A 23,882-nucleotide genomic window follows, 5' to 3' on the forward strand; every position below is an offset into this window, starting at 1 on the left:
ATGTTTTAAAATATTTAGCCTAATTTAAATTGGAAAACAAATTGGTAACGAGCTTCTTTTTCGTGAGTGACAGGAACTTCAAAAACCCAGTGCTTAAGAGAACTTAAAGCACAGTTTTGGAACATTCCCTTTGGAGAGTCATCTAAAGAAATGATTTGTTTAGGTCTGCCCTTGTTATCTAAAGAAAACTCCAGCTGCACCCAACCTTCGGCTTTTTGGCGAACAGCCTTTGCAGGAAAACAGGGTTGTTTAACCTGTAGCGGTTTAGCCGTGTTTTTATCATTAGAAGGTGTGGGACGATAATCCGACTTTATTAATGTCTTAGAAACATCAGCATTTGGCGAACTCATACACCCGGATATAATAAATATACATAAAATTAAAACAACGATAGAAAATATATTTTTCATGAAAATCCTTATTCTGTCATTTAGTTATTAGTCATCAATATGAGTCGCTCAAGAACAAAACTCAATAGTAAAAGTGAAGCCAGAATATCAACTTCTAAAGTATGGAACAAAAACTGCAAATTTCCAGTGAATAATCCATGACAGTTAATTATTTACTAATCTAACTAGATAAATCCAGCCTTTAACTTGTAGATGGATGACTGAATTGAGTACACTACCTCCTCGTAAGTACTAATAACACTTTATTCATTAATACTATCAAGTTTTATTGACTAATTTTCGATAGTAGTCACATGAGTATTAACTGAAAGTTTACTTTAGAAAGAGTGAATATGAAAAATAAAATTATTATATTTATTAGCTTTGTCGCTATTTTCCTTATATCAGCACTACTCATAAAAAACAACCATAGTGAAATAACGCCCAAGGAATTAGATAACCTATCATTAGTTGTTAATCAAGTATTTCAATCACGTGCACAGCAATCTAACTCAGCACCTTTAGCTAACTCTAAATCAAATAGTCAATCAATTATGGCTGTCATTTACAAAAAACCGGACACAACTTGGTTTATAAAAGCAAAGGGGCTTACAGCTAAAATAGATCAACAATCAGCAACATTTAGTCAATTATTTTTGACCGAACTTAAGTTCGATAACAACCAACAACCTGATTTTTCACACATACCAGAAAGCTATCGAAGTCAATCAAGCCAAACAATGCGTGTAGCCACGTTTAACTTAAACGGACTGGAGGTTTCTGTCACAAAACTAACAGGAAGCCAAAACATACCAGCTAATATTGCTCGTTGGCGAAACCAACTATCTCTTCCTAAAGATGCACCGGAGTTTGTCAAATACCAAGATAACAATCAAACCATTCTTGTGAGGTTGGATCAGTCTACGTCAACCTCAAAACCAAACAATACACCTCAGCCACCTCAAAAGGAAAACTTGCAAGACTTTTTATCAGTCACACTCAGTGATAACTGGCAACAGCTCGATGATAGCTCAGGAATGGCTTCCGGAAAATTTCAGTTAAACGATCAAGGTGAACTTTACGAAGTAGCCGTTTTAAGGCTTCCTGCATCTGTACCTTTGGAAACAATACTCGGTATCTGGAAAGAAAGGGCAAAAATTCCACTCGATACGGTTATTCCCACAGTTGAGTTTAACAGTAAACATCAACAAACCTGGCAACTTATAGCAATGAATAATCAGCAGTTTGACTTACTTGTAGCGGTTAACAAAGGCCCTAATAAATATACTTTTTTAAGAATTTCCAATGGGAAACAATTAACAGAAACAGCAAAGTCAGAATTTAAAAAGTTGCTAGACAATATAAAAGTAACTAAGTCATAACACCTTTGAGCTTCAACACTCACTGACTTTCAGCCTGTCCACCAGTAACTAGCTCGCTAGTAATCAGGTCAGGCTGAAAAAACCTAAACCTTTAGGCTGTCAGCCAAAAAGTGACAGGACCATCGTTGCATAGTGACACTTGCATATCTGCACCAAATTGACCTGTCTGTATATGAGGGTAGTTGTTTTCAGCATGCGAAACAAAATAGTCAAACAATTCTTTTCCTGTTTGGGGGGGCGCTGCTGTTGAAAAGCTAGGCCGCTTTCCCTTACGTGTATCAGCAGCTAAGGTAAACTGAGGGACCAACAATAGCCCACCACCAACATCAGAAACCGATAAATTCATTTTACCTTGGCTATCGGAAAAAACTCGATAGCCTGAGACTCTCTCAAACAATCGCTTGGCATTAGCCGGTTCATCATTTTTTTCAACACCAACCAAAACCAATATACCCTGCTCTATTTGGCCGATAGTTTGACTGTCTACAACAACTTTAGCTTTAGTTACCCGCTGGATCAGTGCAATCATGTGTGAGTTCCTGGTGCATTTCTCTGGTCGCTCTTACAAGACCGTCGATTATTCCAGCTTCCATAGTGGAATGTCCAGCATCTCGAATAATATGCAACTCACATCCATCCCACTCTTTTTGCAAAGTCCAGGCATTTTCAACCGGACAAATCATATCATAGCGACCATGCACGATAATTCCAGGAATACCTTTCAGTTGTTGAACATTATTGATTAATTGGTTTTCCTCTAAAAAACAATTATTCATAAAATAATGGGCACTAATTCTAGCCATGCTCAAAGCAATATGAGGTGCAGAAAAATGTTCAAGAACAGTACTATTAGGCTCTAATGTTGCAGCCTTTCCTTCCCAGCAAGCCCATGCTTTAGCCGCAGCCATTCTTGCAATTTCATCTTCTCCAGTTAAACGCTCATAAAAGGCCCGTATTAAATGATCACGCTCATTGTTTGGAATTGCAGAAATAAAGTCTTGCCAATAATCGGGAAAAACTTTTCGTGTTCCATCACTATATAACCAATCGATATCTTTTGCCCTACCTAAAAAGACACCACGTAGAATAATGCCTAACACTTTTTTAGGATGTGTTTGAGCATAAACAAGTGCAAGTGTAGTACCCCAGCTTCCCCCCATTAGTACCCACTGCTGTATATCTAAATGTTCTCTTATTACTTCAAGGTCAGCCACTAAATCCTGTGTTGTATTATTCTCTATGCTAGCGTGAGGTTCTGAGCGCCCACACCCTCGTTGATCAAACAAAATGATCCGATATTTTTCTGGATCACAATAACGCCGATAAACAGCATCACATCCAGCACCCGGCCCTCCATGCAGGTAAATAAGAGGTATTCCATCAGTCGAGCCACTTTCTTCAACATATAAAGTGTGGCCATCTCCAACATCAATATTATATTTCTGGTTGGGTTTTATATCTGGGTAGAGTTTCCGCATAAATCAAAGTGACTCCAGGGAAAAGTTTAAATTAAGCCTAGCACACATATTAGTTGAGCAACGGCAAAATTTGTAAAAACAGAGTCACTTACAAGGCTAAGCTACTGAAGTGTCAATTTTTAGTTTCTTCTTTTTTCTCATTCACTCTTTTGGGCTTATCTTGAACATTTTTATCTTGGCTATCTGTATGCCCACCATCACCTTCCAATATTATAACGATACCTTTAGGTATTGTTCTTGGCTCAAGTCCTTTCACTTTCCTAACGACATCATAGGCCGCTTGTGCACAGTTTTTGTTTGAACCAATTTTCATACAGCGCTGATATTCAAAACGTAATTCCTCTGAAATAGTTGTTTTTTCAGGAGGTGGTGTATATCCCAAAAGACCTTGTGCAATTTCAACGGGGCTATTATCCGCACAAGCACTTAATCCCATGCAAGCAAGTAAAAAAACGACTTTTTTCAACATAATAAACCCTTTTAATTTTTAAAATAACTGTTTACATTGCAATTTAAGGTTGGAAAACTAAAAAGCTAATTGGTTCATTATTTAGTAATATCAATCAACCAGCTAACTTACTATTAACAACGATAAAAATCTCATAAAGCGTTAAAAATGAATATGCAATAATCCACATTCATTGTAAATAATAGATTCTGATAATAAAAGCGGCTAAAAAGCCGCTTTTCAAAACAATAGATAACCTTCGTTTACGTTATTTATCTTCTTTTGGTAAACGCGAAGCTCGTTTTCGCTCATTTTCAGTCAAATAACGCTTACGAATTCGAATATTAGCAGGTGTCACCTCAACTAATTCGTCATCATCAATAAACTCAAGGCTTTGCTCTAAAGTCATTTTAATAGGAGGTGACAATTGAATATTCTCATCTGTACCAGATGCTCGAACATTCGTTAATTGCTTACCTTTGAGCGGGTTAACCGTTAGATCATTATCACGAGAATGGATACCAATCACCATGCCTTCATAAACCTCAACACCATGACCAATAAACAAACGTCCCCTCTCCTGGAAGTTAAATAACGCATAACCCAATGCTTTACCAGTACCATTTGAAATCAGCACACCATTATGTCGCTGCGCTAATGCGCCTTTATGAGCCGGACCATAAGCATCAAAGGTATGATAAATCAGCCCCGTACCAGAAGTAGCTGTCATAAACTCTGTTTGAAACCCAATTAGTCCACGGGAAGGAATGTAAAAATCAATTCTCACTCGCCCCGAACCGTCAAGTTGCATATCACGCATTTCGGCTTTACGCTCACCAAGGCGCTCCATGATGGTTCCTTGGTGTTCCTCTTCAATGTCTACCGTAACATTTTCATAGGGTTCCATCATTACACCATCAACTTCTTTCATAATGACTTCAGGTCTAGACACAGCCATTTCAAAGCCTTCTCGACGCATGGTTTCAATCAGAACAGATAAATGTAGTTCACCGCGACCAGACACTTTAAATTTATCAGCATCGTCTAGCTGCTGTACTCGTAGTGCAACATTATGAATTAGTTCTTTTTCTAAACGTTCAAGAATTTGGCGAGACGTTAAAAACTTTCCTTCTTTACCTGCAAATGGTGACGTATTGACTTGAAAAGTCATGTTCACAGTAGGTTCATCAACGGTTAAAGCAGGTAACGCTTCAACATTTTCTGGATCACATAGAGTATCCGAAATTTTAGGCTCACCAATACCAGTTACAGCAATAATGTCACCGGCAGATGCTTCTTCAACTTCAGTTCTTTCCAGCCCCATATACCCTAATACCTGACCGATTTTGATGCGACGTTCTTTACCTTCAGTATCAATACTGGTGAGTTGTTGGTTTTTACGTATTTTTCCGCGTGTTACACGCCCAACACCGATAGCACCGACATAGCTTGAGTAATCAAGTGAAGAAATTTGCATTTGAGTTGGCCCATCAATTTCAACATCGGGGTGGCTCACATATTTAACAATCGCTTCAAACAACGGCGTCATATCACCATCACGAACACTATCATCTTCAGATGCATAACCATTAAGTGCCGAAGCATAAACAATAGGAAAATCTAGTTGCTCATCCGTTGCGCCCAATTGATCAAAAAGCTCAAAAATTTGATCAATAACCCAGTCGGGCCTTGCACCCGGCCGATCTATTTTATTAACAACAACCACCGGCTTTAATCCCTGTGCAAATGCTTTTTGCGTCACAAAGCGGGTCTGTGGCATAGGACCATCAACAGCATCAACCAATAATAAAACTGAATCAACCATCGACATAATCCGCTCAACTTCTCCACCAAAATCAGCATGTCCAGGTGTATCAACAATATTAATTCGATAATCGTTCCAACTGATAGCAGTATTCTTTGAAAGAATTGTTATACCCCGCTCTTTTTCTAAGTCATTGGAGTCCATAACTCTTTCAGTAGGCTCAGCTCGTTGATCTAACGTACCAGACTGCTGCAATAATTTATCAACCAAAGTCGTTTTGCCATGGTCAACATGAGCAATAATCGCTATATTTCTTAAATTTTCAATCACTAGAGATGTGCCTCAAAATACTTGAACTAACGCCTAAATAAAAGACGCGAGGATAAAAACGAGGCGCGTATTCTACGCGTATTTTATGAAGGAAGCATTGTTTTAGACGTTTTTTTGCACTATTTCACTGATTTTTAGCATCATACGACAAAATACTCTCACCATAAGTACATCAATCACGGTAACGATAACTCTAACTTGCTCTAAAAATTAATGGCCATATAACCGATAACTATAACCAATAAAGCTAACTATTACTTTTCTTAAAACGCCTTATATCTTTTTTATATCAAACCATTCCAACTAGTAATTTTATGTTATTCTTACTCAAACCATCCAATTAGCTGATTATTATGAAACTCGATTTAGACTCTATTCGTGTATTAAAAACTATTGTTGAAAAAGGTAGCTTTGCTGCCGCGGCTAAAACCCTGCATAGAGCCCAGTCTGCTATTAGTTACCAAATCAAAAAGCTGGAAGAAGCGCTCAATTTAGAAATATTTGATCGTAGTGAATACCGAGCAGAATTAACCGCTGCCGGAAAAATGATTTTGGATGAAGGCATTCGGTTATTAAACCAAGCAAAACATATAGAAGAACTAGCGCAACAACTTAACCAAGAATGGGAACCTAATTTTGAAGTTGTTATAGATGGTATATTAGAGATCGACCCCATCATGTCAGCTATGAAAAAGCTTTTACTCGAAGACATTCCTACCAAAATTTCACTAACTATGGAATATTTAGGGGGTGTTCAGCATCGCTTTGATAAAAATCAAGCCGATTTAATGTTAGTTAAAGAATACCAAAAATCGACTAATTTACTCTCTCAACCACTACCAGGTGTCGAATGCTTACTTTGTGCTGGTGGCAGTCATCCACTCTCAACAATGGAAGAAGTGAGCATAGCTCAGCTCAAGCAGTTTGTTGAATTAAGTGTGCATGATTCTAGCGGACAAGAGCTTTATGATGTCGAACACATGCATTTTGGTGGCGAGCGCATGTTTTTCCTGAGCGACTTCAAGAGTAAAAAACAAGCACTTATACAAGATATAGGCTTTGGATGGATGCCACACTATTTAGTCAGTAAAGAACTGGAAGAAGGTACTTTAGTAGAGGTAAACTATCAACACGGTTCTCGATTTACCTTTGTACCTCATTTGGTCTGGAGAGCAGAGAAAAAATTAGGAAAAACAGCCCAAAGGTTTATTGAGCTTCTTAATAGTAGTTACTAATTTAATAAAAATTACTAACAAACTCCCAATAAAATATAAAAAATAGGAGCTAAACATGTATTTATTACAATACAAGCCCCAACGACTTATGGCCATTAAAATTTTCAGTATTATTGTTGCCACAGCAACATTATTGAGTTGCCAACTCAAATCGGCCCCGTCAGAAAATAGTTCAGCCCTCACCTCTAAACAATCAACCTTAATTCAACGTCCGCTCCATCAAAGCAACATTCCCCAGTTAATGAAAATGATGGACAATAAAGAAATAACGGCAACACAATTAACCCAATACTATATTCAGCAAATAAAAAAACGTAACTCAGAACTCAATGCAGTAATAGCAATAAATCCCAAAGCGCTAATCGTAGCCAACCAACTCGATATAGAAAGAAGCGCAGGTAAAATTCGTGGGCCATTACACGGTATTCCGATACTAGTGAAAGATAATATTGAAACCAAAGAAATGGCAACAACCGCTGGCTCATTAGCTTTAAAAGATAATTACACTCGCAGAGATGCCCCTATCATTAAAAAGCTAAAAGACGCCGGGGCAATTATTCTTGGTAAAGCCAACTTAAGTGAATGGGCTAATATGCGTTCCGAACGATCATCTTCTGGCTGGAGTGCTGTTGGTGGGCAAACACGAAATCCACATGATCTGAATCGTTCAACCTGTGGTTCAAGTTCTGGTTCAGGCTCAGCAGTTGCAGCATTTTTAAGTGTTGCAGCAATTGGCACAGAAACTAATGGCTCAATTACTTGCCCTTCATCTGCTAACGGAATCGTGGGTATAAAACCAACCGTAGGATTACTGAGCCGTCACGGCATTGTTCCAATTTCGCATACTCAAGATACCGCTGGCCCAATGACACGTTCGGTTATTGATGCAGCCATTTTATTATCTGTTATGCGAGGTATTGATAAAAATGACTCTGCTACCATGATTACTCAATCTCTTCCAAGTTACGACTATGTTCCAAGTAAACACTCAGCTTCACTCAAAGGAAAACGAATTGGCGTTCTTTATGCGTCACCTTTAGCACACGAAGCAGTTAACCAACTATTTAACAAAACAAAAAAGGCTCTTGAAAAAGAAGGTGCAATATTAATTGAAGGATTGAAAACAGAGCCCTACAATAATTTCTATCAAGATAGTTACGATGTATTACTTTATGAGTTCAAGCACACTCTCAATGAATACTTCGCACAACTACCTAATCAATATAATACTTTAACATTAGAAAAAGTGATTCAGTTTAATCGTGATAACGCCACTCAAGAAATGCCTTATTTTCAACAAGAAGTCTTTGAAAAATCACAAGCAAAAGGTGAACTAACTGATAAAGCTTACTTAACAGCACTGAAAAGAATTCGTCAAGCAACAAGAAAAGATGGTATTGATCAATTGATAACAACACATAATTTAGATGCAATTATTAGTGTGACCCTAACACCAGCATGGTCAATTGATCGTATAAATGGCGATCACTTCACAGGAAGCTTTTCAAGCTACCCTGCCATATCGGGATACCCGCATTTAACATTACCAATGGGAAAGGTGCACCACATGCCGGTAGGACTTTCGTTAACAGGCTCTGCTTTAACTGAAAAAGAGCTCATTAATATTGCCTATCAAATTGAGCAAGTGATTGGTTACCAATATGAGTAACCGATACGGCTCTCCTTGAAAAAGCGCTTTCAAGGAGAACCGTATAAAATAGACCAACTTGTGCAATTTAAACAATCACCCTATCTGTTCTACCTGTAATTGAAAGTCCCCTAAAATACGGATTCATTCTGTATTATAAATTTAACTCAAAGGGGCTTGTTTGTCTGAAGAATATTTGAGAACATTAGTGGTGTGTTGTTTTTTAATTAGCTGCCGCTTCTCTCCAAAATAGTTAAAGAATTGAGAGTTTTATACAAAGCAGGAAGTTGCTTACTGAAGCAATATAGTTACCACTTTGCAATCAATATTATAGATTTTAAATAAAACTCAATAAATGAGGGAGAAGATTATGTCTATAAAAAATATTTATTTTTTATCTGTTTTTTTAATATTTTTTTCCACACCTGTATTCTCTCAATTAAAAAATGACTTTTGGATAGCTGTAGACGGCTCAACACTAAAATATACCCAGGTAAAAGGAGGACTCTTATTAAAGAATGATTGTAATTGCAAAATGACTGATATCGAACTCCAAACATATCCCACGGGGAGTAACGCAGCTGTTCGCTTAATAGGCTATGGCTCATATTATTACAGAATACATTCAATGAAATCAGGAGAATTAATAAAAATTAATTGGAATAAGTTTACCAACAGTAGTGGAAAGTATTTAAATTTGAATGAGTTTTCATTTGACCGAATAAGCATTTCTGGTCAAAAACATTTAGGCAAAAATAGAACTTCAGTGAGTCAACACTTTACAACAGATCCCTATTTTACAGTAGAAAATAGAGGATTTTCCATTAGTGTAAAAAACACATGCAAATATCCAATTAGAGTTGCCATCCATTATAAAAATACTTCTGGCTCTTGGGTAACAAAGTCATGGTGGGAGTTTCAACCAAATAAATCAGCTAAACTGATGAGCAAAAACCAATATCTATTAACCGGCGACTCCAAAATTTATTACTACGCAGAAACTACTAATAGAACGAATATTGTATGGAAAGGAAATAAGACTGTTCAATACATCGGATTTAAAAAGTACGAAATGCGTTCGTGGGATGACTTTGATGGCGACACAGAGCTTGAGTTAAATTGTAATAATTCTAAATAAACAATCTTTTTGAGAGCTACCTGTATTTTCTAAAAATATTAACTTCTAGTCAGCTTACAAATTAAATACAGTCATTTGTCATAGAAGAGTTCGTATAAAAACATGCACTTATTGGTATTTAATTTATTGGTATTTAATAATTGACGAAATAGCTAAATTAGAAAGAAAGTTATTGATCAACCTATCGTAAACTATATTTTAACTATTCGATCACGGCCAGATTCTTTGGCTTGATACATCGCTTCATCCGCCCGTTTTATTATATCTAATATACTTTTATCTTGCTCATTAATAGTTGTAATTCCCAAGCTAAAAGTTGGGGTTTTTGGTAAAGGTAATTCTATTTTTAATAGGTTATTTTTAATGCGTTCAACAATTATTGATATTTCTTCTGCACTGGTATTTGGAAAAATAAACAACCACTCTTCACCACCAAATCGGCCAAAATAATCGACATTACGAATACTATCTAAGCTAGCTTTAGCAAAAGCTTTTAAAACTTGATCTCCAGCGTCATGGCCATAAGTATCATTCACTTGTTTAAAATGGTCGAGATCACAAATACCAACGGTTAGTTTACTTTTATAACGATTTGCCGTATTAAACTGCTCTTCAGCTTTTTCAAGTATTGCCCTACGATTAAAGGATCCGGTCAGTTCATCTTCCAATGCCTGAAGCGCAAGTCGTTGTTTAAGTTTATATTGTTTGTTGAACAAATATAACAGCAATAAAAATGCAAAAACTGCAATTAACAGCAATTCCTGAATATTTTGTTTCTTTTGTGCTTCGTTTTGTGTTTGTGACTTTTCTAATGCCAGTTTTTTCTCAAGTAATTTGTTTTTTGCTCTTTCTCTTTCATTGGTAAACTTATTAGTCATTTCATGAATTTTCTTTTGATTGGCTTCATTGATAAGTTGTTCGTATTTGTTATGAAATTCTTTATATTTTTCTAACGATTTTTCAAAGTTTTTCTGCTTTTCATAGAAGACAGCCTCAACTCTAATAAAATCAAGCTTGACTCCATCGTTTTGAACCCGTTCAAGTTGGGAACTTGCCTGTTTTAAATTTTGTCTAGCTTTGTCAAACTCATTCATATAAATAAGCGTTTCTGTTAATCTTATTCTGGCAGAAAACTCCTTAGAGAAGTTTCCTGATAAATGGAAAAAGCCGGTTGCTTCCCTAAGATATTTTTCTGCAAGTTCATAATTACCTTGTATTCCTGCAACTTCTCCCAAAAGTTGATTGGTATGCGCTTGTGTCAACGTATCATCATATTTTTCCCCTACTTGTTTAGCTTTAGTAAAATATTCAACCGCTTTATCAAGCTTTCCATTGGAACGATAGTTTAATCCAAGATTAAATAAAACGGCTCCAGTACTAGCTTCCATATTGCGCTCAGAAAAATAAGCTAGAGCTTCTTCAAAATGTCGGATTGATTCATCAAAATTACCTAAACTACTAGCAAGATTACCTAAATCATTAATAATAAAAATTTTCAGTTTATGAAAGTTGCCTTTATCAAAAAAATCATAAGATTTTTTCCAAGCTATTGCCGCTTCATTAAAATCACCCGAATAATAATACGAGCGTCCTTTAATAGAGTAGGCGTTACCAAGTAAATAATCATCCCCATTATTACCTTTTAGTGAGTTTTGTACTATTTCTATCGCTTGTTCAGCGACCTTTAAAGATTCACTGTAGTTACCATTATTTTGTTCAATGATAGCTCTTATATTCAAAAAACCGGCATAATAGCGTCTATCATCCTGAGAGTGACTTAACTTCAGCCCTTCTTCTGCTGTTAGGTTAAGTTGTTCCTTATCATTATGAGTACTAGTTAAAAGTTCAGCTTTAGCGTAAAGATAATCGAGATAAGTTATAGATGATTGCTCATGTAATTTAAGCTGAGAATTAATATAAGCGATTGCTTCTAAAGGATTTTTCTCACCTAGCTGAGAAATTTTTAAACTTTCACTTTCTGCAAGCTCTGCACTACTACTCTGCGATAATATAGCCCCAATACAGAGTAAAATAGCCTTTAAAATATTCTTCATTTTCATCGATTATTTTCTCAAAAAGATTTTACACGCGCCCATTAAAAGTGCTTAAATTTCCTTATATCACACTAATCTACTTTAAATTATAAAGTATGGTTCATGTCTGTACTTTTTGCTAATTGACATTAAGCATAATTCTACAGCCTAGTAAACCATCATCATTTACTCAAACTTCCACACTGAAACCTCAATAACAAATTCAGAGAAGTATTGCTAAACTTAGCAATACTCTATAATCATTCGGTTTTAATAACACTTTTTAACACCAAGATAATTAACCATTTCATCTAGTTCATTTGAAGAAATATAAACCTTACAAAGTTCACCATTATTATTAATAAAGACTAATTCTCCCGATGACTTCACTTCCATTTGAACCCATCCCATATCATCAGTTCTTGCATATAGTTCTTCATCTTGTAGTCTTGCATTACTAAACTCTTTATTCTGAAAACTAATTAACTGCATCACAATCACTTTTACTTGTTCAATCTGCCAACTTAAACTTTCAACATTACCTGGATACAGAGTAAATATTTTTGGCGTATCATCAAAACTCACTAAAGTTTCACCTACTGGTGACAAAACCACTCGATAAGTATCGTAAGGAGGCAATGCAATAAAGCTATTATCTCCAGCTTTTATTCTAGTTTTCTCAACTCCATTAATGAATACAGAAAAATATAATTCATCTGACTCAAAAAATTGAAGATTAATCATTACTCCAGCGGTATTTTGCCGATCGCCACCTAAAGCGACGTCACCCCCATCGGTTACAAAATTAAAGTGACTGGTCATAGAATACCCCGTCTTGCTGGTACTTAATGTTGGATCATTAAGCGCATCGGGATCACTTTTGATATTTTCTAAAATCAACCTGCCATACCCATAATCATTTCCTACTTCAGACTGAAAAAGGCTACTTAGCCGACCTTCGGTTTCTGTAACATTGAAACTATGACTTACCGCTCCAATTGATGAGTCAGGGTTACGGTAAGTAATACGTGCATTTTTATCTAGATGATTTGATTGACTCTGTGGTGTCTCGTACTGATTATGTGCAATAGTCGAGTTAACATTATATTTTTTATTTAAAAACCGTAAAGTCAAACCACTCATTATTCGCTTATCATCATTTTCCTTGGTTGCATCAATAGTCCAGTCAATCAATATATTGCCCGATTGATAGATATTTTTACGCCAACTTAAGCCAATGTTTTTAAAGTTGTTTTTACCTTCCTGCTCTCCTGTTCTAGCAAATAAATTTAACATAGAATTTGAAAAAGGTAAGCCAAGGTTAATGGCTGTTTGCCGGGAGTTTGGTTTTATTAATCGTAGACTAGGATCAATAATATCTAACGGTTCACTATAGGTTCTTCGATAACTTGCTGATAGAAAAAAATCGGCATGACGCAAGCCTAATAAATAATAAGCCGCATGTTCTTCATCTTGATTAAGCGCATGATTAGTTTGAAACTCAATTTGGTTTCCAAACCAAAAACTGCCAATTTCTAAAATTTCTTGTTCACTATTTACAACAATAGCACTATTAACCCCCATAAAATCAGTCGGCCGTGTCACTATTCCAATTCGACCAAGCGCTTTCGATTTAGGCACGGGAGTTGACTCTATCTTATCGTCTTCAGGATAACCTAACTCAGCAAAAAATAAAGTTTCACTAATTGGCGGCAACTGTAGAGATTTTGAATAAAAATAGCTTTCCGTTGTCTCTTTACCACTATCACCAATAATTTTAACTTCTAATGTATAAGATCCCTGTGGAAAATTTTGTGAGTCAAGCTCTATATTACCCGCTTGATAACTGCGACTATCAATCAATTGACCATCTTTATAGACTTCTACTCTAGAATGCTCATTAAGAAAAACAAATAGTCGAGTCCCCGACACTTGTTCTAAATCAGTTCTACTAGCTAACGATGATTGAACTCTTACTCCTAAAAGATCACGTTGTTCAAAAAAGCCACTTGATTGCGTTAAAGTTCGGAATGAACCTACTTGGTAAGCCATATCTCGATACTCATAGGTTAAAGACAGTTGATCAAGCCTTGTACCATTCTTATCATCGGTTTCGAGATTAGTAAACAAGCGATAATTATCATAACTTAACAAGCTATTTACTCGAGCAGTATAAATATCTTCTCTTTGCTCACCACCAGACGCAATGATAGAAAACGCATTGATCATCGACAGACCACTTGTCGAAGGTGGCAAATATTTATCAATAGCTAGTGGGGCAGCTTTTAGCAAGTGTGAATTAATAAATAAGTCGACACGTAGTTGTCCTTCCGAAAAAATAATACCAATATTTTCAGGTATTAATACTCCACAGTCAGGCTGTCCTTGGTAATGGCAAACTAAAACAGAATTAATCGCTAATGGAACAGAAAGCAATTTGAGTAAAATATCTGGCTCTTTTACATTAGCAAGAAAATTGACAACTTCTAACGGTGACTCAAAGATAATTTGCTCTGTGGTAAATTGAGCCATGCTTGAACCAACTAAACGATCATTATAAAAAATATCAACTAATGCGAGTTGAGGTTCTAATAAGTCTTCAAAGCCGGGAGGTGGAGTTGTCGTAACAACAGCAGAATATTGAGAGAGTGTTTCTTTTTCAACAGGCTCAGCTGCATAAATTTTAGGAATAATATTCATCACAATAAAAATAACCAAAACCGATAAAATGGAGAGTTTCAGCTTTTTTACTGAGTATTGACTAATTTTTACGTTCGAAATTAATAATCGAATGATTTAATCCTACCGATATTCGATAATTGACTGGTGTTAAAAAAGGTACTTCAACTTGCCAACTATTACCAGCATAAAGTCGCTTGCCTGCTAACTCTACGCATTGATTAGGCTCATTTTTAATGCTTTCACCTACAGGACATTGGTGACCTTTTTGCAATAGCACATTTGTATTCCCTCGGTTAGTGACAGTCATCCACCTTCCTTTAAACGATGAAACTAACTGAGGTTGAGGTTTTTTGGGCTGCGATAATACTAACACTTCATACGCGACAATAATTTTCACCGCAGTTTGGCTTGATTTTACTTCACCAATTTCTGGTTTCACCAGAACTCGAAAAACCTTATCTTGAGTTGCCTTATCAGGGTTATCCAGACGTACAAATCTCAAGCGTTTACGCGAACCCGGAGCTAAAACCATTCGCTGAGGCGTTACCAAAAGACCAGCCTCTTTTGGATCACGATAAATTTTACGAGACTCATTAGCTTTACCGGGGTTTAGAATAACGGAAGGCTCTATTCGAACATACAAAATATCTGGGCCTTGGTTAAATACATCAACATCTTCACTTTTCCGACCACTTTCCTCAAAATGGACTATCGCTTGACTTAATGATAGCCCGGCAAAAGTCGGTGGGGTGAAAAGTATCGTAAAAATGAGTATGAAATGACGCACAATCAACCTCTGCTGTTTTCTTCTATTACAGAAGCTATCAACTTAAAAGTCAATTAATTTAATAACTTAACTCATATTCTAAATATCATTAATGTGTATTATTCTGGCACAATTGTGACGGTCAAATAGCCAGAATAGCTACTTTTCGAGCTAACAGACTGAGGGTTTTTAAGTGAAACCTTTAACCGATTGGCTGCTGAATCTGCACATAGGTTTACTGGTCGCGCATTTTGAAAGTTACGAGAAGCTTTTGCCATATCTAATTTTTCAAACTGGTTATTTTGATGCTTATATGCCACCTGATAACTCAACTCACCATAATTCGGGTTAGATAATACAAATTGCCCTTTCTTTCCAGAACCAGACGCCTTAATCCGATAAATATCAGCTCCCAGATTACTGGTGCATAATCCATCGCTCACTTGGGATGGGCCTCTTCGAGAGTTAAATAACAGGCTGGCAGGCCCTGTCGTAATAGACTTAGGTACAACCGTCATATTAATTTGTGCAGAAGTTTTAGATGAAGTGCCGGTATTACCTGGACCAGCCGCAAATACGGGGCTCAATGGCGTTAGTACTAATGCAACAGTTGCTGCAATTGAACGAGTCCAATTCTGACGCCTAAGCGCACGAGCTAATTGATTCTTATCAATGAAATTAAATTCTAATAAAAGCTCGCCGAGTCTTGAATTAGTATGTTGCTGATGTTTGAGTGCAGTATCTAATTGCTCTTGTGTAATATAGCCTCGATTAATGAGAATAATACCCAATCGAGATTTTTGCTGTAAATCATTTTGCTCAAGCATTTTCAACCACTTCCTAACAATTTAAACGACCAACTTTTATATTTTTAATTGATTATGTGTTATTCACAAAACCATCAGATAAAAGTATCGGCGATAAAATGCTATACTTGAGTAAATCAAATTAAAAAATAAACCTCAATTTACCTTATACAATTTGTTCTTATCCCAAGTTCAGATTATCTAGCTATCATTCTATCGCTCTTGATTAAAATTAAATTCTAGAGTTGATGCAGCAGAATCCGTTTCTTCTTGTGTATCCATCCATGCTTCAAGCTGAGATAAACCAGGTGCTTTAAATAAGGGCAAGTCTGGTAAACCTAAACTGTTGCGCTTTTCAATAATTGACTGATAAAGAAGACTTCCTTTAGCTTCAATATTAGCTTCATCTAACGCCTTATGAGTCAAATACTTAACGTTCGGCGTTAATGCATCATTTAAGTCTGCAATCAATGGATCACCACGCTTAGTTCCATAGTTAAGCCAGGTTTTTGACTGAATAAATGCCTCCTGATATTGCTTTTGAAGATGGGTATATGCTTCACTTTGCTCACTGTCACTCGCTTCAAGCTCAAGGGCAATTTGATAAGCTTTTTGGTAATGAGCTAAAGCAATTTTTTCAACAATTGCAGTATAACCAGTACTAATCGCAGCTTTTTCATACCACTGAAGCGCCTGTTTAGGATTGCTGCTTTTAACATTCATTGCATAATAAAGTTGAGCTAAACCATCACCTTGCTCAGCAAGCGTTAATAATGTATCCAAATCATAACTGAGATAATCGCTGTTGACGGCCTCTACCGCTTGATCTTCAATTTCAACAAATTGCCTAATTGCATTATACCCACTCACTTCAACCCAATTTTCTGGAAGCATCTCCGTATATTGTTGGCTCCCTCTAACCACAGGCTGTTCAAGTTCACTTAGCGCCGCTTTTAAAGCTTTTGGGTTTCGGCTAGCCTTACTTTCATTCTCTGGTAACCTAGTTATCCCAACCAAGTTGGTCTGACTTTCAGCAGTTGTTGCTTGTTGTAAATTTATTTTTAAAATAGCAACAGATAAAGCAACAATCCCCCCTATGAGCAAAACCGACAAAATTATTCTTTTAAACATTGTATATTAACCCACTAATTTGTTAATAACTCAGTAACACAGAATATTTATATTGCAAGTTATATAAAAATAATAATTAAAATCAACCTTCAACTTATTCTGCATATTCTAATATCGATAAACCGCTTAGTTTGTAACTAAACCACTGCCTCAGCTAGTGGTTTAGTAAGAATAAACCTTAAAGAACTTAGCTAATTACTGAATTCGTTCAACAGCAGAGTCAACCTGCCTCGTCATTCCAGAAGAACTATTACGAACAAACATAATCACAGTAATCGTTTCCCCTCGACTAACTTGAGTATCTAAAAAACGATTGTTCTCTTTTCTCAAAGAGAAAGGCATGTCAGATTTCACCTTCAAACCATTTTTTCCAAGAAACCGAAACAATAAAGAATCCCAGTTACTCTCTGCACACTCACCAGTCTTTGAATCAAACTTTACTATTAATTTAGCTAAACTACTATTCTCTTTAGTATCTCTAACATAATCAATATCACAACCAGCCCATGCATTCCCAGCCAATAATGATCCCATTAAAATCACTAATCCCGAACATTTCTTTATTGAAAAATTAAACACAATCTCTTCCTCATAATTTAAGTTTTATTTAACTAAAACTTTAATCAACTACTGACTTCATCTTAATTTCTAACCTTTGCTGTCATGATTAATATTTTAGTGTCCACCAGTCATAATCTTAATCGTTCATGATAAGGCGTAAGCAGACTAATTTGCGCTTATTATTTTTTCAAACCATCAATGCAATAATGGCATCTTTGCAATCAAACTTGTCACAATTGAGAATCGAACCTTGCTGATTCCAGGAAAACTGAACTGACTAAGTATTGATTAATTGAAACCATCTTTATCATGGCTAGTACAAATCACGCCAATACGATTGACAAACACGCCAAAATCCGTTGTCACAATTGTTATTAATACCACTATCAATAAAATGGCGTGTAAAAATATTGTTTGTTTAACGATTGTTCAAAGGACAAAATGAAAAATATTTGCGAACCCGTGTCTTCACCAGTAATACTAATACAATCACCTAAAACCGATAGTTTAAACAGGTTCAATATCAAAAGTAGTTTTCAAAATAATTATGCTGTACATTAAGTAACAAGTGTTTTTACAAAAAATAAAAAGAACCTGACTACTTATTAAGTTACTAAATTAACAAAGACTTATTTAACAATACTAAAATGGAATACTTATGTTTAAACAAGCTATTACAACTTTAATACTATTAATTAATAGTCAGCATGCTTTAGCTTTTTCTAATAAAGACTCTATTCCATTTTTCTACTCTTCTGAGCATCATCATTCTAAACAACTTCAGAAAACCAATATAAAAAAAATGTATCAAGATCATCAAGGGTATATCTGGATAGCTACAATAACCGGGCTTGTAAAGTATGATGGTAACACTTTCAAAACATATCATCCCAACCAAGGAACAAACAATTCTATTTCTGATCGATTTATTCGTGATATTTATGAAAGCAAGAACAAAACATTATATATTAGTTCGCGACTATCAGGTTTAATGCAATATGAGCCTAACACAGATAGTTTTAAAGACTATGTGGATACTCCTAATCAAAAGTTTGCACATACTGTTAATCATATCACGGAGGATCAACAAGGACGAATTTGGTTAAATAGTCTGGGTACAAACATTCTATTTAACCCATCTCAAAATACTTATAAGATGTTTGATAACAAAGGTGCTTCTCTACATATAAAGATCGCGAATAACATACCTCACTTCTATTATTCAGGCTCTGACTTTCGAGGACTTTGTAAAATAGAAAACGAAAGCCAGGTTTGTATCAAAAAAATGCTTATTGACTTTATCATCCAAAATACAAGTAGTACAGATGAAATATGGATTGGCACAGTTGACCAAGGGTTGAATTTATATAATGCAAAAACAAACTCTTGGAAAAACTATCTTCCAGACACCCAGTTTGCAAGTGGAATTTTTTATAATGGTCATGATATTTTGTATACCACAAAAGAAAATAAGTTAGGCTTGTTTGATACACAAACTAAAGTAGCTCATGATTTAGAAAAAGATCGACTTACTCCCTTACTTGAAAAAACCCCACATGGCGATATTGAGCTTAGGCTAAAAGATGCATCCGGCAATATTTGGGCAACTTCAAACAAACAGCTCATAAGAATAAGGTACTCTAATTTTTTGCGAGAAATAGAATTAAGTAAAGATAAAAACCTTCGTTTATATAATATCGTTGAAGGTAGTGATAATAACTTATGGATAGGCAGCAATAAAAAAGGATTAATACGCTATAACTTAATAACAAAAAAAATTGCTAGCTTTAAACCATCTAAATTTAAATCTTTTGACGCTACTGCACTTATCAATGGTCCCAATAACTCTCTTTTTATTGGTAGTAGTCACGGTGTATTTAGATATTTTATCAATTCAAAAAAATGGGTTCAGTATAAAGTAAAGCCAAGAGGCTACATTGAAGGAATAGCTTTAACCAGTAATCAATACCTTCTCGCGGGCTCGGATAAGCTTCATCGGATTAACATTAATACCGAAGAAGTTACTTCATATGAAGCATCCTCTGGTCTTTTTGATAATTTTATAAGTCATATTGAACCACTAAAAAATAATAATTTTTATCTTAGTGGAGGCCCCGCTTCAAATATGGTTATTTATAATTCAGATACCAATAGTTCCATAAGACTAAAAGATAAAAACTATAGCTTATTAAACTCTCACAATAGCATACGAGATTCTGCATTAACCAATAAAGGAGAACTTTGGATTAATGCAGTTTCTAAAGAAATAAGGAAAGTCACCTTCTCTTTAACTGGTAACGATAATAAATTTGAAACATTTCAAATTCATCATAATAATGAAATTATTAATATACTTTCAATTACAGATGACCACCAAGGTAATTTATGGCTTGGGACTAATATTGGTTTAGTCTATTTTGATACTGTCAGCAAGGAATATCAAGTCTATTCTGATGATGACGGCTATCCGTCTCAAGGTGTGAATTCACGTTCTATTTTAACCGCTAAAAACGGTAATATTTATTTTGGAGCAATGGGCTCAATTATTGAAGTAAATCCAAGTAAAATCACTCAAGGTACATCGTCTCCCAATATTGTTATTACTGACGTGATTATTAATGATCAAACTCAATTAACGAAAGCAAACTATCAATTACAACCAACGGATCAATCAATTACATTTAAATTCTCATCCTTAGACTTTTATAATACGAAAGGTATTGAATATCGATATAAATTAGAGGGGTTTGATGCTGACTGGCGTTATACCAAAAATAGTAATGCTCACTATACAAATTTATCACCAAACACCTACCAGTTTATTGTAGAAGGAACTAATGCACGTGGAGTCTGGAGTAAACACTCAGCATCGGTAAAAGTCACTGTACTACCCAGTATTTGGCAAACACCGTTCGCTTACTTCCTCTACTTTTCAAGCTTGATCGGATTAATCTATGGTTTACTTTTTATTAGAACCAAAAGATTAAAAAGCCAAGCCAAATCACTTGAAAAAGAAGTATCTCAACGAACAGCACAAGTAAAACAATTATTAGATAGAAAAAATACGCTGTTCTCTCACATTTCTCACGAACTGAGAACACCTTTAACATTAATCTTAGGTCCGCTTAATAAAGCATTAAAAGAATCATCTAGAAAAAATGAAAAAGAAATTACAAAAAACCTAAATATTGCACTAAACAATTCAAACCGTTTGACTCATATTGTTGACCAGTTGCTCAGCTTATCAAAAACAAGTGCTGTCGAACAAGACAAAAAAGTCGTCAGAAATTTATATGCTATTGTTCAATACATCACTACCTCAATTGATTCCTACGCTATTGAAAACAAAGTAGAAGTTATTGTTAACGTAGACAAAAATATATTCATTAAAGTAATTGAAAACTCATTAGAATCGATATTTTTAAACCTGATTGTCAACGCTATAAAATATGCAGCAGATGGCGGCTGGGTAAAAATATACTCTTCTTGCAAAAATAACTCTGTCAGAATCTGTGTCGAAGATAATGGCCCTGGTATTGCCAAGAATAAACAAAGCCTAATATTTAAACGCTTTTCTCAAATAGATGAAAGCCACGATGGGCTTGGTATTGGCTTGGCACTAGTTAAAGAACTTCTTGAAGTTCAATCAGGCTCTATTTCTCTCGATAGTGAACATGGTAAAGGTGCGATTTTCACCATTGAGTTACCAGCCTATATACCCGAAGATAATACACTTACTTCAACTGATGAACGATTAACACCTATGACAACCGAGCAAATCAACAGTCAATTAAGTCTATCAACTGAATATTATCATTTACGTGAATCGAATATTTTAAACCAGAATTTATCAAACATTTCATTTAATAGAAAAAGTAGTAAGCTTAGAGTGCTTATTGTTGAAGATAATTTAGAAATGTGTAACTACTTATTCGACTTACTCTCAAAAGACTACTCATGCGCAATCGCTTACGATGGCAATCAAGGTCTTAATGTTGCGATTAATGAGTTACCCGACTTGATTATTAGTGATGTTATGATGCCAGAAATGAATGGTTTTCAATTAACTCAAGAACTCAGAAATCACTCGCTCACAGCTCATATACCAATCCTACTATTAACAGCCCAAAATACAGATCATGTTAGAATTGACGCATATAAACATCACCCTGATGATTTCATGATAAAGCCATTTCTTGATGATGAATTACTAATAAGAATTGAAAGTATTTTTGCCGTTAGAGAAATATTAAAACAAGCTAAGTTTCGTGACTTAAAATCTGAGCAGAGTTATTTTCTTAAAAATTCAAAACTAGATAATGCGCCAACAATGAATAAAATCGAAAGCAGTGCTTTCAATCCTGAGGATAAAAATATCAATAAAATTTTTCTGAATAAATTTAATGATATTCTTGAAAATAACTTTAATGATAAAAATCTAACACTCGATGATCTCGCATCTATGCTAAATATGTCACGTCGTTCATTACAAAGAAAGGTAAAAATAGCAACCGGAGTTTCTCCTATCACTTATTTAAGGACTTTTCGACTAGAAAAATCAGCACAATTAATGGAGGCCGGACATACATCAATAAAGTATATTCAAGCAGAGATAGGAATGAGTAACAACGCAAGGTTTTATGAATACTTTAGAGAATATACAGGAAAAACACCTAACGAATATATTTCTGATTTTTTTGAAATAAAAATGAGTTAAGTTTTTCGTTCCTAGTAGAAAACATCATAATTACCAACATAAAATAAGGCCTCATCATTTCATCATACTGAGGCCTTGCATCGTTCAAGTGAAATAATTAAACAGCTAATATAGGCTAACTTGTTTATTTTTATTGCGTCAATATAACTAACGCCCTATTCTCTAGCAAGATCAAAGTCATCATAAAAATCACGATAATGAATGAATTATTTTCTAACTCATTGAAATAACGAACAACTAAAAAGCTCGTTAAACTTCTTTATCCAACACTCAGATTAAGTAAGCCATAATTAATCATCCGTCAAAGCAACAGTCCAAATACGCTTGAGTGGCAACTCTGCTTTAAATTCGTCATCAAGCTTATCGTAAACTGAAAAAAGTTGTTCTAGCACATCATCTTGTGTCCAAAGTCGTAGACGATAAAAACTAACGGCCAGTTCTTTTTGTACGTTTTGTTTGTAGCCACCCCAGGCAACAAATAAGCCGTGATCAGAATTAAATTTGCTCATTGCGCCAAGAAGTTTATCGACAGTCGGTCGGTCAATGCTACCGGTACCAGATTTTACTTCGACACAGATACGTTGTTCACCAAATCCCATTGCACCGCTAGAAGCTAATATATCTACACCGCCGTCAGCGCCTTCAAGACTTTGCCAAGTGGTGAATCCTTGGGCTTGTAAAATAGCGGTTATTAGTCGAGTGAAGTCATGACCTTTAAATTTTCGTTCAATTAACGATACAACTTGTTGTTTAGCTGTATATTCCAAATCGATTTCTGAACTTTGGTCATCATTGGCATCATCAATCTCTACTGTCGTATTGGTAATATATTTTGATGAAGCTTCTTTTACACCCATTGACTGAAGTAGAGCTTTGTCGTTTTCGGGTTGCCAATTATTTTTTGCCATCGCTTCAATTCGTTCTGCTGCGTTGTTTCTTTTTATCTGGCAGATAGTCATAAAAGCGCCCAAGCTGTAGAGAATATCTTGGGAAAAATTTGAACGCGGAATGTCTTGAGCGAACCACTCTACATTTCGGTAGTGAAAAAAGGGATCAGGGCCTTCGGGATTATGGCAATAATTGCTGGTTAACTTGCCGATGTGAATGACCGGTTGAGACTTGGAAGGTAAAATTATCCAGTCACCCTCTACCATACTGAAAACAAATGGCCAAATCTGGCTTGCATGATTTCGTAATTTCCCTACCTTTGCATCCGGGTCTCGCTCTTCGAGTAAATCAATTAACTCAGTGCGCTCTTGCAGAACACTTAAATCAGCATCAAGTCGTCCCCAGGTAACGTAAACTCTATTTTCGTCTAAAAATTTTTGCTCATACTGGCCATTTCCGCCCGCTCTTACTAACCATATTTTCAT

General features: G+C 35.5%; 17 protein-coding genes. 5 read left to right on the forward strand and 12 right to left on the reverse strand.

From position 1 onward, the window contains the following. Positions 1-14 precede the first annotated feature (14 nt). A complete protein-coding gene (locus tag ACT5E3_RS21370) occupies positions 15-410 on the reverse strand; it encodes a TonB family protein (protein ID WP_444995593.1) in 396 nt (131 codons plus the stop codon). A 332-nt stretch (positions 411-742) separates the two neighbouring features. Between ACT5E3_RS21370 and ACT5E3_RS21375 the strand changes: the two genes are divergently transcribed. Next, complete coding sequence (locus ACT5E3_RS21375; RefSeq protein ID WP_444995594.1) at positions 743-1,771, forward strand: hypothetical protein; 1,029 nt, start codon at positions 743-745, stop codon at positions 1,769-1,771. A 91-nt stretch (positions 1,772-1,862) separates the two neighbouring features. On the opposite strand, the gene dtd is transcribed toward ACT5E3_RS21375, so the two are convergent. The 4 genes from dtd to typA form a co-directional block, all read right to left on the reverse strand. Then, complete coding sequence (dtd, locus tag ACT5E3_RS21380) at positions 1,863-2,300, reverse strand: D-aminoacyl-tRNA deacylase (protein ID WP_444995595.1); 438 nt, start codon at positions 2,298-2,300, stop codon at positions 1,863-1,865. Continuing rightward, positions 2,272-3,249 (reverse strand): prolyl aminopeptidase, encoded by a 978-nt coding sequence (gene pip, locus ACT5E3_RS21385; protein WP_444995596.1) that lies wholly within the window; start codon positions 3,247-3,249, stop codon positions 2,272-2,274. Before pip ends, dtd begins: the two co-directional genes overlap by 29 nt. A gap of 112 nt (positions 3,250-3,361) precedes the next feature. Then, on the reverse strand, positions 3,362-3,718 hold the full coding sequence (locus tag ACT5E3_RS21390) for a hypothetical protein (protein ID WP_444995597.1): 357 nt from the start codon (positions 3,716-3,718) through the stop codon (positions 3,362-3,364). Between the two features lie 247 nt (positions 3,719-3,965). Next, positions 3,966-5,792, reverse strand: a complete 1,827-nt coding sequence (gene typA / locus ACT5E3_RS21395; RefSeq protein WP_444995598.1) for a translational GTPase TypA — start codon at positions 5,790-5,792, stop codon at positions 3,966-3,968. Positions 5,793-6,145: 353 nt separating this feature from the next. Here typA and ACT5E3_RS21400 point away from each other — a divergent pair, with 353 nt between their 5' ends. The 3 genes from ACT5E3_RS21400 (at position 6,146) to ACT5E3_RS21410 (ending at position 9,813) form a co-directional block, all read left to right on the forward strand. Further along, entirely contained in the window at positions 6,146-7,027 is an 882-nt protein-coding gene (locus ACT5E3_RS21400) for a LysR family transcriptional regulator (protein WP_444995599.1), read from the forward strand. 55 nt (positions 7,028-7,082) lie between these two features. Further along, entirely contained in the window at positions 7,083-8,696 is a 1,614-nt protein-coding gene (locus tag ACT5E3_RS21405; RefSeq protein WP_444995600.1) for an amidase, read from the forward strand. Between the two features lie 349 nt (positions 8,697-9,045). Further along, positions 9,046-9,813, forward strand: a complete 768-nt coding sequence (locus ACT5E3_RS21410) for a DUF1036 domain-containing protein (RefSeq protein ID WP_444995601.1) — start codon at positions 9,046-9,048, stop codon at positions 9,811-9,813. Between the two features lie 191 nt (positions 9,814-10,004). Here the strand turns inward: ACT5E3_RS21410 and ACT5E3_RS21415 are convergent, their stop codons facing one another. The 6 genes from ACT5E3_RS21415 to ACT5E3_RS21440 all read right to left on the reverse strand — a co-directional run bounded on the left by ACT5E3_RS21415 (position 10,005) and on the right by ACT5E3_RS21440 (position 17,810). Next, positions 10,005-11,873, reverse strand: coding sequence for a tetratricopeptide repeat-containing diguanylate cyclase (locus ACT5E3_RS21415; RefSeq protein WP_444995602.1), 1,869 nt, complete (start codon positions 11,871-11,873; stop codon positions 10,005-10,007). Between the two features lie 243 nt (positions 11,874-12,116). After that, positions 12,117-14,546: a TcfC E-set like domain-containing protein gene (locus ACT5E3_RS21420; protein WP_444998618.1), complete on the reverse strand. Its 2,430-nt coding sequence runs from the start codon at positions 14,544-14,546 to the stop codon at positions 12,117-12,119. Positions 14,547-14,607: 61 nt separating this feature from the next. After that, on the reverse strand, positions 14,608-15,315 hold the full coding sequence (locus ACT5E3_RS21425; RefSeq protein ID WP_444995603.1) for a fimbrial biogenesis chaperone: 708 nt from the start codon (positions 15,313-15,315) through the stop codon (positions 14,608-14,610). A 98-nt stretch (positions 15,316-15,413) separates the two neighbouring features. Beyond that, a complete protein-coding gene (locus ACT5E3_RS21430) occupies positions 15,414-16,121 on the reverse strand; it encodes a hypothetical protein (RefSeq protein ID WP_444995604.1) in 708 nt (235 codons plus the stop codon). Between the two features lie 192 nt (positions 16,122-16,313). Next, entirely contained in the window at positions 16,314-17,231 is a 918-nt protein-coding gene (locus ACT5E3_RS21435; protein ID WP_444995605.1) for a hypothetical protein, read from the reverse strand. Between the two features lie 195 nt (positions 17,232-17,426). Next, complete coding sequence (locus tag ACT5E3_RS21440; protein ID WP_444995606.1) at positions 17,427-17,810, reverse strand: hypothetical protein; 384 nt, start codon at positions 17,808-17,810, stop codon at positions 17,427-17,429. 640 nt (positions 17,811-18,450) lie between these two features. Between ACT5E3_RS21440 and ACT5E3_RS21445 the strand changes: the two genes are divergently transcribed. Beyond that, on the forward strand, positions 18,451-22,509 hold the full coding sequence (locus tag ACT5E3_RS21445) for an ATP-binding protein (protein WP_444995607.1): 4,059 nt from the start codon (positions 18,451-18,453) through the stop codon (positions 22,507-22,509). Positions 22,510-22,799: 290 nt separating this feature from the next. On the opposite strand, the gene ACT5E3_RS21450 is transcribed toward ACT5E3_RS21445, so the two are convergent. Further along, positions 22,800-23,882: a restriction endonuclease gene (locus tag ACT5E3_RS21450; RefSeq protein ID WP_444995608.1), complete on the reverse strand. Its 1,083-nt coding sequence runs from the start codon at positions 23,880-23,882 to the stop codon at positions 22,800-22,802.

The sequence above is a fragment of the Aliikangiella litoralis genome (assembly GCF_052495765.1).

Bases quoted from the DNA above. Each gene is read 5' to 3' on its own strand.
- ACT5E3_RS21410 (WP_444995601.1), top strand. From the start codon at position 9,046: ATGTCTATAAAAAATATTTATTTTTTATCTGTTTTTTTAATATTTTTT.
- ACT5E3_RS21435 (WP_444995605.1), bottom strand. From the start codon at position 17,231: ATGTTTAAAAGAATAATTTTGTCGGTTTTGCTCATAGGGGGGATTGTT.
- ACT5E3_RS21405 (WP_444995600.1), top strand. From the start codon at position 7,083: ATGTATTTATTACAATACAAGCCCCAACGACTTATGGCCATTAAAATT.
- ACT5E3_RS21420 (WP_444998618.1), bottom strand. From the start codon at position 14,546: ATGAATATTATTCCTAAAATTTATGCAGCTGAGCCTGTTGAAAAAGAA.
- ACT5E3_RS21375 (WP_444995594.1), top strand. From the start codon at position 743: ATGAAAAATAAAATTATTATATTTATTAGCTTTGTCGCTATTTTCCTT.
- ACT5E3_RS21390 (WP_444995597.1), bottom strand. From the start codon at position 3,718: ATGTTGAAAAAAGTCGTTTTTTTACTTGCTTGCATGGGATTAAGTGCT.
- ACT5E3_RS21445 (WP_444995607.1), top strand. From the start codon at position 18,451: ATGTTTAAACAAGCTATTACAACTTTAATACTATTAATTAATAGTCAG.
- ACT5E3_RS21430 (WP_444995604.1), bottom strand. From the start codon at position 16,121: ATGCTTGAGCAAAATGATTTACAGCAAAAATCTCGATTGGGTATTATT.
- pip (WP_444995596.1), bottom strand. From the start codon at position 3,249: ATGCGGAAACTCTACCCAGATATAAAACCCAACCAGAAATATAATATT.
- ACT5E3_RS21400 (WP_444995599.1), top strand. From the start codon at position 6,146: ATGAAACTCGATTTAGACTCTATTCGTGTATTAAAAACTATTGTTGAA.
- ACT5E3_RS21370 (WP_444995593.1), bottom strand. From the start codon at position 410: ATGAAAAATATATTTTCTATCGTTGTTTTAATTTTATGTATATTTATT.
- ACT5E3_RS21450 (WP_444995608.1), bottom strand. From the start codon at position 23,882: ATGAAAATATGGTTAGTAAGAGCGGGCGGAAATGGCCAGTATGAGCAA.
- dtd (WP_444995595.1), bottom strand. From the start codon at position 2,300: ATGATTGCACTGATCCAGCGGGTAACTAAAGCTAAAGTTGTTGTAGAC.
- ACT5E3_RS21415 (WP_444995602.1), bottom strand. From the start codon at position 11,873: ATGAAAATGAAGAATATTTTAAAGGCTATTTTACTCTGTATTGGGGCT.